Raw genomic sequence first — 9,065 nt, 5'->3', positions numbered from 1 at the left:
TCGCCGGTCTGGACGTCAAGCGCATCATCAACGAGCCCACTGCGGCCGCGCTGGCCTATGGCCTGGACAAGGGCGACAACAAGGATCGCAAGATCGTTGTGTACGACCTGGGCGGCGGCACCTTCGATGTCTCGATCATTGAGATTGCCACTGTCGACGGTGAAAAACAGTTCGAAGTGCTGGCCACCAACGGTGACACCTTCCTGGGCGGCGAGGACTTCGATAAGCGGGTTATTGACTACCTGGTGGATGAGTTCAACAAGGAACAAGGCATCGACCTGCGCAAGGATCCACTGGCCCTGCAACGCCTGAAGGACGCCGCCGAACGCGCCAAGATCGAGCTGTCCAGCGCCCAGCAGACCGAAGTGAACCTGCCATACGTCACCGCTGACGCCTCGGGTCCGAAGCACCTGAACATCAAGCTGACCCGGGCCAAGCTGGAAGCGTTGGTGGATGACCTGATCAAGAAGTCGATCGAGCCCTGCCGCGTGGCCCTGAACGATGCCGGACTGCGTTCGAGCGACATCGACGACGTGATCCTGGTCGGTGGCCAGACCCGCATGCCGAAGGTGCAGCAGGCGGTGACCGAGTTCTTCGGCAAGGAACCGCGCAAGGACGTCAACCCGGACGAAGCCGTGGCACTGGGCGCGGCGATCCAGGGCGGCGTGCTCGCCGGTGACGTCAAGGACGTGCTGTTGCTGGACGTGACTCCGCTGTCTCTGGGCATCGAAACCATGGGCGGCGTGTTCACCAAGATCATCGAGAAGAACACCACCATTCCTGCCAAGGCTTCACAAACCTTCTCGACCGCAGAGGATAATCAGCAGTCCGTGACTGTCCACGTGCTGCAGGGCGAGCGAGAACAGGCCCGCTTCAACAAGTCGCTGGCCAAGTTCGACCTGTCCGGCATCGAGCCGGCCCCGCGCGGCCTGCCGCAGGTGGAAGTGTCCTTCGACATCGACGCCAACGGCATCCTGCATGTGTCGGCCAAGGACAAGAAGACCAACAAGGAACAGAAGGTCGAGATCAAGGCCGGTTCGGGCCTGTCCGAGGAAGAGATCGCACGCATGGTCGGCGATGCAGAGAAGCATCGTGACGATGACCTGAAGTTTCAGGAGTTGGTTGCTGCCCGAAATCAAGCCGATGCCTTGGTCTACACGGTACGGAATGCGGTCCGCGAACATGGAAGCAAGGTTGGCGGCGAAGTCATCGGCGAAGTCGAAGCGGCACTGTCCAGCATCGAGTTGGCGATGAAGGGCGAAGATAGATCCCAGATTGAGTCGAAGACGCAGGCACTGGAGCGTGTGGCTGCTCCGCTTCTGTCAGCGGCCACATCACAAGAACAGCCGCAGGCAGGAGGCAGTGGTCCTGACCACGGTGCCGGTGGCGGTGATGACGTCGTGGATGCAGACTTCACCGAGGTCAAGGACAAGTAAGACCAACCTGGCGCGCATTCAACGCGCCAACAGCAGACAGCACAAGGGCGCAACGGATTCCCGTTGCGCCCTTGCCGTTTTCTGTCCAGCGCCTACGATCCAGGCTGTGTTACGTGATCAGTGATAGCTGGTTTCAGCACTTACTTTGCCGCGGAAGACACGGTAGGACCAAGCGGTGTAGCCCAGGATGACGGGGAGCATGACCGCCAGACCGACCAAGCTGAAGCCAAGCGAGGATGCGGGTGCCGCTGCCTCCCAGAGCGTCAGTGTCGGCGGCAGGAGATAGGGCCACATGCCGAGCACAAGGCCCAGATAGCCAAGAATAAACAGCGACAGGCTGAGCACGAAGGGCGCCAGGTGATGTGCGGGATGCTTCTCGGCCCGCCACAAGGCGACGGCGACGGCAAGAGTGAGCAGCGGAACAGGGGACAGCCACCAGAAGTTACCGTCACTGAACCATCGGGCCATCAACCTCAGGTCCAGGAGCGGGAGCCAGCTGCTCACCAGGCCCATTGCCACGATCACCGCGACCACCAGCGGGCGGGTCAGGCGCCTGGCCAATGCGTGGGTCCGCCCTTCCGTCTTCAGGATCAGCCAAGTACCGCCCAGCAGGCCATAGCCAGCCACCAGCGCGGCGCCGGTGAGCATGGCAAAGGGACTGAACCACAGGAAGGGGCCCCCGACGTATGCGTCATTAACCACCGGCACGCCTTGCACCACTGTGCCCAAGATCACACCCTGCGAGAACGCTGCCAACAATGAGCCGAGTCCGAAGGCAACGCTCCAGAGGCGCTTCGAACGATGAGCCTTGAACCGGAACTCAAAGGCAACCCCTCGGAACACCAGTGATACGAGAAGCAACAGCACGGGCAGGTAAAGCGCCGAAAGCAGCACGGAGTAGGCCTTGGGGAACGCCGCCAGCAATCCAGCACCGCCCAACACCAGCCAGGTTTCATTGCCGTCCCAGATCGGGGCGGCGGTGTTCATCATGACGTCCAGCTGCCCTTCGTCCTCGGCGAACGGCGCCAGAATACCGATACCCAGCACAAAGCCATCCAAGACGACATACATCAGAACACCAAAGCTGATGACACCGAACCATGCAACGGGCAACCACGTGATCGAGTCCATGTCAGTGCTCCTCAGAGAGATTGATCGGCGGCGGAGATCGGGCGTGCCGGAGTGCGGTCGCCGCCCTCGATCGATGGACCAGCATCATGCACAAGCGGGCCATGTCGCAGGATCTTGACCAGATACCAGATCCCCCAGCCGAAGACGAACGCATAACCCGCGATGTAGACCGCCAGCGAAAGCGCGGTCATCCAGGCAGTTTGTGGTCCCACCGCATCGGCGGTACGCAGCACGCCATAGACAATCCAAGGCTGGCGTCCCATCTCAGTGACGAACCAGCCTGCAACCAGGGCGATGAAGCCGCTCGGGAGCATCCAGTTCCATACGCGCAACAGCAATGGTGACCCGAATAGCTTCCTGCGGACCAGGGCAAGTGCTGAGAGCCAGGCCACCAGTAACATCAGGCTACCCAGTCCGACCATGATCCGGAATGCAAAGAAGACCGGAAGCACTGGCGGCCGATCACTGGCAGGCACCGACGTCAACGGCGCAAAGGTGCCGTCGAGCGAATGCGTCAGGATGAGGCTGCCCACCCGCGGAATGGCGATCTCCAGGTCGTTCCGCTCCTGCTGTTCGTTGGGAACGGCGAAGACCACTAGCGGCACGCCCTCGCCGGGCTTGCCCTGGTGCCAGTGGGCCTCAACGGCAGCAATCTTCATTGGTTGGTGCTTGAGGGTGTTGAGGCCATGCATGTCGCCGACGAAGATCTGGATGGGGACAATGAGTGCGGCGAAGATTACAGCGGCCTTCAGCATCTTCTGACCGGCTTCGGCGTGCTCCTTGCGTCGAAGGTACCAAGCACCAACGCCGCCAATGACAAAGCAGGTGGTGATGAAGGAGCCCAGCGCCATGTGCGCTAGGCGGAACGGGAACGAGGGATTGAATACCACCTCCGCCCAGTTCACTGGATGCACGACGCCATTGACCATTTCGTAGCCGGCAGGCGTGTGCAGCCAGCTATTGGAAGCCAAGATCCAGAACGTCGAGAAGAGCGTTCCAAGCGCGACCATGCAGGTGGACAGAAAGTGCAGACGCGGCGAGACCCGGCCCCAACCGAACATCATGACGCCAAGGAAGCTCGCCTCCAGGAAGAAGGCGGTCAGAACCTCGTAGGTCAGCAGCGGACCGATTACCGTTCCCGCGATCTGACTCAAGCGTGGCCAGTTCGTACCGAACTGGAAGGCCATGACGATGCCACTGACCACTCCCATGCCGAAGGAGACCGCGAAGATCTTCTGCCAGAAGAAGAAGAGCTCACGCCAGACAGGGTTCCGGGTTCGTAACCACCGCCACTCCACGAAGCCCAGCCAGCTCGCCAGGCCGATGGTGAACGCCGGAAACAACACGTGGAAGCTGATTAGGAAACCGAATTGGATCCGCGACAGGATGAGTGCGTCCATAGATGTCTCGAGGGTTCGATGGATCTGGGATATGAGGCAATACGTCACTGCCTGGTAGTAGCTCACCGCGAACGGTGGGGTGCACAGTGCGTCCAGTCTGGAGTGCTGCAGCCAACGGCAGGAGCGCTCCCGCACCCAGGCACGGCGGAAGGTCCGGGCCCTGTGCGGAGGCCCATTCGTTCAGACGCCCAGTTCCTGGAAAACGTGCCCATTGGTTTCCAGGGTCTTCAGTACATCTGGAGGAATTTCGTTAGACCAGATTTCACCCTCGATCGACCAACTCGACGGATCGGCAAAGTCCGGAAGGCCGGCACCCTTGCGCACGTACAGTGCCAAGGTGGGACGGGCCGGGTTTGTGTAGAGATCAAAGCACTCGGGAGCCATCGTGACTTCCTCAGTTTCGTCAGCATGATCGAAAATCCCGCTGGTTCCGGCGCTCATGCGTTGGCAAGTGCAATGGAGTCCAGTTCCAACAGGCGGTGAGGGTGGGAGTACACGTTGAAACCATCCTGACGCGCAAAGCCAACCAGGCAGATGCCCGCTGCCTTGGCCAAGTCGATGGCCAACGCGGTCGGTGCTGAAACTGCAGCGACGATTGCCATTCCTGCGAACGCTGCCTTGCTGACCATTTCATAGCTGGCGCGGCTGGACAGCACCAGAACACCGGCCCTTGTCGACATCGATCGTCGCGCGAGGGAGCCGATCAACTTGTCCAACGCGTTGTGCCGGCCCACATCCTCGCGCACCTGGAGAATGCGGCCACATGGGTCTGCCCAGGCCGCCGCATGAGTCGAACCAGCCGCAGCGTTCATCGGCTGGCTTTGCTTCAGTGAGGCCAGTGCTAACCGCACCGAGGCTGCGGAACATGTTGCGGGATGGTCAAGCGGTGTTGGCGTGCGGATGACCTGCTCCAGTTGGCTGGCCCCACAGATGCCGCAACCACTGCGGCCGGGCAGGTTGCGCGCGTTGCTTGCGTTTGCAGCGAGGACCGGCGCGTCGCTGGCTACGGCCATGGCCAGTTCGATGCCTTCCAGGCGCGGCTGGATGTCCACGCCAAGCAGTTGGCCGGGGTGATTGATCAGTCCTTCTGTCAGCGAAAAGCCGAACGCGAAGTCTTCCAGGTCCGCCGGGCTCGCCATCATCACCGAGAACGCAATGTCGTTGTACAGCATCGCCACGGGGACTTCTTCAGCGACGCTGTCCATGATCGAACGACGCACATCATCCCGCCACTGGATGGTGTGCCGGCGCGCGACGCCTTCGGTATCTCCCGCAGGGACTGGGCTGGGCTCAAACATAAAGAAGTGGCCTGGCGAGTTGTGGGTGAGGGCGTTCTAGCTAGCTAGGCGCTAGGCGATCGGGCCCGCGGGAAGGGCGGGGCAAGACGGCATGCGAGTAGATTTCGATACCGGGAGATTATCCCAGGACGCGTGCGCCACCACGGCCAGAACCAGCGAATGTGCGTGCATGGACAGTTTGGCGGAAATGAATGGACAGCTTGGGTCCGGACAGACCACTGGGGCGTTACAGCCGGGAGCGCGCAGCGCCGGTTCTGACTGATTTGGAAGCGGTTCTGCGACATTCCGGACGAGCGTGAAATGTACGTGATGATTGCGCATGACGTCCCAACGAGGCATCAGGCTTCGCAACATCGATGGGATTTTTCGTGCCACTGCACCGCAGCCGCGTGCAGCCTGGAAGGGCTGTCCATCAGGGCTGGACATACTGTCCGTAGCTGCGGAAACCGTTGCGTGCTTAACTTTGCACACTCCAAAACATATGCCGCGAGTACCTGTCATGCCAGAGCAGAAGATCCCTCGTTACAAGGCCTACGATCATCCCGCCGGTGGCTGGGGGGCCGCAGGTGCGACAGCCAAGGTTCTGATGCAGCAAAGCGTCATTACCAAGGGCTCCAAGGCCCTTCTGTCGATGAACCAGCCGGGTGGATTCAAATGCCCCAGCTGTGCGTTCCCGGATGCGGATCACACCAAGAAGCTTGAGTTCTGCGAGAACGGGGCCAAGGCGTTGGCATGGGAGGCGACCAAGCATCGTGCGACTCGCGAGTTCTTCGCGCAGCACACGGTGCAGGAGCTGATGGCGCAATCCGATTACTGGCTGGAAATGCAGGGCCGGCTGACCGAGCCGATGCGCTATGACGCAGCGACCGATCACTATGTTCCATGTAGCTGGGATGATGCTTTTGCGACGATTGGTCGTCACCTGAGCTCTTTGTCGAGCCCGCATGAGGCGGAGTTCTACACATCTGGACGCACGCCCAACGAAGCTGCGTTTCTGTATTCCATATTCGTGCGCGAGTTCGGGACCAACAACTTCCCGGACTGCTCCAACATGTGCCACGAGCCAACCAGCCGCGGTCTGCCGCCGGCAATCGGCATCGGCAAGGGCACCATCGTACTCGACGACTTCGAGCACGCGGAGGCCATCTTCGTCATCGGGCAGAACACGGGCACGAACTCGCCGCGAATGATGACCAATCTGGTGGAAGCGCGAAAGCGCAAGGTTCCGATCGTCGCGGTCAACCCGATGCCCGAGCGCGCCCTGATCCGCTTTGCGGAGCCGCAGGACGTCGTGCAGATGGCGACGTTCGGTTCCACCGAGATTTCCAGCGAGTTCGTTCACATCCGGATTGGTGGTGACTTGGCCCTGATCAAGGGCATGATGAAAGCCATGTTCGAGCGGGAGGCCGGTGGCGAGACGGTGCTCGACCACGAGTTCCTGGCCGAGCACACGGTCGGGCTGGATGCGTTGCGTGAGGAGGTGATGACGCAGGACTGGGACGAGATCGTGCGGGTATCCGGGATCAAGAAGGAGCAGATCCTGCGCTGCGCTGAGATATACGTGCGCTCCCGCGCGACCATCATCTGTTACGGAATGGGCCTGACCCAGCACCAGCAAGGCTCGCGCCTGCTGCAGCAGGTGGCGAACCTGCTGATGCTGCGTGGCAACTTTGGAAAGCCGGGCGCAGGTATCGCGCCCATCCGTGGGCATTCCAACGTGCAGGGCGACCGCACTGTCGGCATTGACGAAAAGCCGACGCAGCGCTACCTCGACCGGGTACACGAAGTATTCGGCTTTGAGCCGCCGCGAGAGCATGGACACCATGTTGTGGAGTCACTTGAAGCGATGCTGGCGGGAACCGCCAAGGTCTTCATTGGGATGGGTGGCAACTTCATCCACGCCGTGCCCGACACTGAAGTGTCGTACCGGGCCATGCGTAATCTCGAGCTCACTGTAGGCATTGCAACCAAACTCAACCGTGGCCACCTGGTGCATGGGAAGGAGGCACTGATCCTTCCGGTGGTGGCGCGGTCGGAGTGGATCCATACGCCGCTGGGTGAGCAGTTCGTCACCATCGAGGATGCGATGTCGAATGTGACCGCCTCGCGGGGCGTCCTGCAGCCGGTGAGCGAGCATGTGCTGCCGGAGGTGGAGATCGTATGCCGCATGGCGATGGCAGCACTGCCGGACAGCAAGGTCGATTGGGCCGCCTGCATGTACGACTATGACCACGTCCGCAACCTGATCGCGGCGGTCTATCCAGAGATCTATGCAGGTTTCAATGAACGGATACAAGCGCTGCATGGATTCCACCTGGACATTCCGCCACGCCGTCGCGAGTGGCCGACACCCAACGGCAAGGCCAACATCCTGGTGTTTCCTGGGCTGGAAGTGAACGATGTGGTCGAGGACCCAACCATGCTGAGGCTGGCGACGGTGCGCTCCCATGATCAGTACAACACCACGATCTACAGCTACAACGACCGCTATCGTGGCGTATACAACGATCGCATGATCCTCTTCATGAACCTGGAAGATCGCGTGGCACGCGGAATCAGCAAGGAAGGGCAGGTCAGCCTGGAAACGATCTCCAGCGACGGCGTGCTCCGCCGAGTTGACGGCCTCACCGTGCTTGACTATCCGATGCCACGAGGTGCCGTGGCGGGCTACTACCCTGAGCTCAATCCGCTGTTGCCGCTGGACTACTTCGACCGCATCAGCGGAACCCCGGCTGCGAAGTCGATCCCCGTGCGCGTGGTCATTCCGCAGTAACGCAATAGCAGTGCCGACGTACCGTCGGAAGGAGGAAACATGTCAGGCCAGCTCATCCGGGTACCAGAAGCGCCGCCCCCTACCGGGTCGACGCAGCCTGCGCGTCGACTCACCGACGGATTCGGGCGCAGCTTTCCCTACCTACGCTTGTCGCTCACCGAGGCCTGCAACTTCCGTTGCAGTTACTGCCTGCCCGATGGCTACCAGGGCGATGGCCGCCCGCGCTTCCTGGCGGTGGACGAGATCGCGCGCCTGGTGCGCGCGTTTGCCATGCTGGGGATGACCAAGATCCGTCTTACCGGTGGTGAGCCCAGCCTGCGCAAGGACCTGGATGAGATCATCGCCACGGTGGCAGCCGTGCCGGGCATCCGCAAGGTGGCCATCACCACCAATGGCACGCTGCTGCCGCGGCGCCTGCCGGGCTGGCACCGGGCCGGCCTGACCGCGCTGAACGTGAGCATGGACAGCCTGCAGCGCGAGCGCTTCAGCACCATCACCGGCCACGACCGCCTGCCGGAAATCCAGCAGGGGCTGGCGATGGCGCAGGCACTGGGCCTGCCGGCCATCAAGCTCAACGCGGTGCTGCTGCGCGGCCTGAATGACGACGAGCTGCCGCAGTGGATGGAGTTCCTGCGCGACCGTCCCTTCAGCGTGCGCTTCATCGAACTGATGCGCACCGGCGACAACGAAGCCTATTTCCAGCGGCACCACCTGCGTGCCGATGTGGTGATCGAGCAGCTGCTGGCCGCCGGTTGGCACGAGCGCCCGCGCGCGGCCGATGCTGGCCCGGCGCGTGAGTTCAGTCATCCGCAGCATCGCGGCACGGTGGGCATCATCGCACCGTACTCGCGTGACTTCTGCAAGGGCTGCAACCGCCTGCGGGTGACCGCCAAGGGCGACCTGCGGCTGTGCCTGTTCGGCGAATTCGGCGTGCCGCTGCGCCCGCTGCTGCAGAGCGACGATGACCAGGACGCGCTGCTGGCACGCATCACCACACAGCTTGGCCTGAAAGCAGCCGGGCACGGAT

Annotated in this window: 7 protein-coding genes; 3 read left to right on the top strand and 4 right to left on the bottom strand. The window is 61.7% G+C overall.

Translation table 11 applies throughout. From position 1 onward, the window contains the following. Positions 1-1,436, top strand: a 1,436-nt coding sequence (gene dnaK, locus WKB25_RS20855; protein WP_340572734.1) for a molecular chaperone DnaK, incomplete at its 5' end; no start/stop codon positions are given. 117 nt (positions 1,437-1,553) lie between these two features. Here the strand turns inward: dnaK and cydB are convergent. The 4 genes from cydB to fdhD all read right to left on the bottom strand — a co-directional run bounded on the left by cydB (position 1,554) and on the right by fdhD (position 5,265). Further along, positions 1,554-2,567: a cytochrome d ubiquinol oxidase subunit II gene (gene cydB, locus WKB25_RS20850; RefSeq protein ID WP_340572732.1), complete on the bottom strand. Its 1,014-nt coding sequence runs from the start codon at positions 2,565-2,567 to the stop codon at positions 1,554-1,556. Positions 2,568-2,578: 11 nt separating this feature from the next. After that, positions 2,579-3,967 (bottom strand): cytochrome ubiquinol oxidase subunit I, encoded by a 1,389-nt coding sequence (locus tag WKB25_RS20845; RefSeq protein WP_340572731.1) that lies wholly within the window; start codon positions 3,965-3,967, stop codon positions 2,579-2,581. A gap of 180 nt (positions 3,968-4,147) precedes the next feature. After that, a complete protein-coding gene (locus tag WKB25_RS20840) occupies positions 4,148-4,408 on the bottom strand; it encodes a hypothetical protein (protein ID WP_340572729.1) in 261 nt (86 codons plus the stop codon). Next, entirely contained in the window at positions 4,405-5,265 is an 861-nt protein-coding gene (gene fdhD, locus WKB25_RS20835; RefSeq protein WP_340572727.1) for a formate dehydrogenase accessory sulfurtransferase FdhD, read from the bottom strand. The genes WKB25_RS20840 and fdhD overlap by 4 nt, the downstream gene beginning before the upstream one ends. Before the next feature lie 499 nt (positions 5,266-5,764). Between fdhD and WKB25_RS20830 the strand changes: the two genes are divergently transcribed. Then, entirely contained in the window at positions 5,765-8,038 is a 2,274-nt protein-coding gene (locus tag WKB25_RS20830; RefSeq protein WP_340572726.1) for an FdhF/YdeP family oxidoreductase, read from the top strand. Between the two features lie 54 nt (positions 8,039-8,092). Next, positions 8,093-9,065, top strand: a 973-nt coding sequence (moaA, locus tag WKB25_RS20825) for a GTP 3',8-cyclase MoaA (protein ID WP_340572736.1), incomplete at its 3' end; no start/stop codon positions are given.

Origin of the sequence: Stenotrophomonas sp. G106K1, assembly GCF_037969685.1 — a bacterium.
Classification (GTDB): Bacteria; Pseudomonadota; Gammaproteobacteria; order Xanthomonadales; family Xanthomonadaceae; genus Stenotrophomonas; species Stenotrophomonas lactitubi.
The sequence above is the reverse complement of the archived record's forward strand: the minus strand, read 5'-3'. Positions and strand labels throughout refer to the sequence as shown.

Bases quoted from the DNA above. Each gene is read 5' to 3' on its own strand.
- cydB (WP_340572732.1), bottom strand. From the start codon at position 2,567: ATGGACTCGATCACGTGGTTGCCCGTTGCATGGTTCGGTGTCATCAGC.
- WKB25_RS20845 (WP_340572731.1), bottom strand. From the start codon at position 3,967: ATGGACGCACTCATCCTGTCGCGGATCCAATTCGGTTTCCTAATCAGC.
- WKB25_RS20840 (WP_340572729.1), bottom strand. From the start codon at position 4,408: ATGAGCGCCGGAACCAGCGGGATTTTCGATCATGCTGACGAAACTGAG.
- fdhD (WP_340572727.1), bottom strand. From the start codon at position 5,265: ATGTTTGAGCCCAGCCCAGTCCCTGCGGGAGATACCGAAGGCGTCGCG.
- WKB25_RS20830 (WP_340572726.1), top strand. From the start codon at position 5,765: ATGCCAGAGCAGAAGATCCCTCGTTACAAGGCCTACGATCATCCCGCC.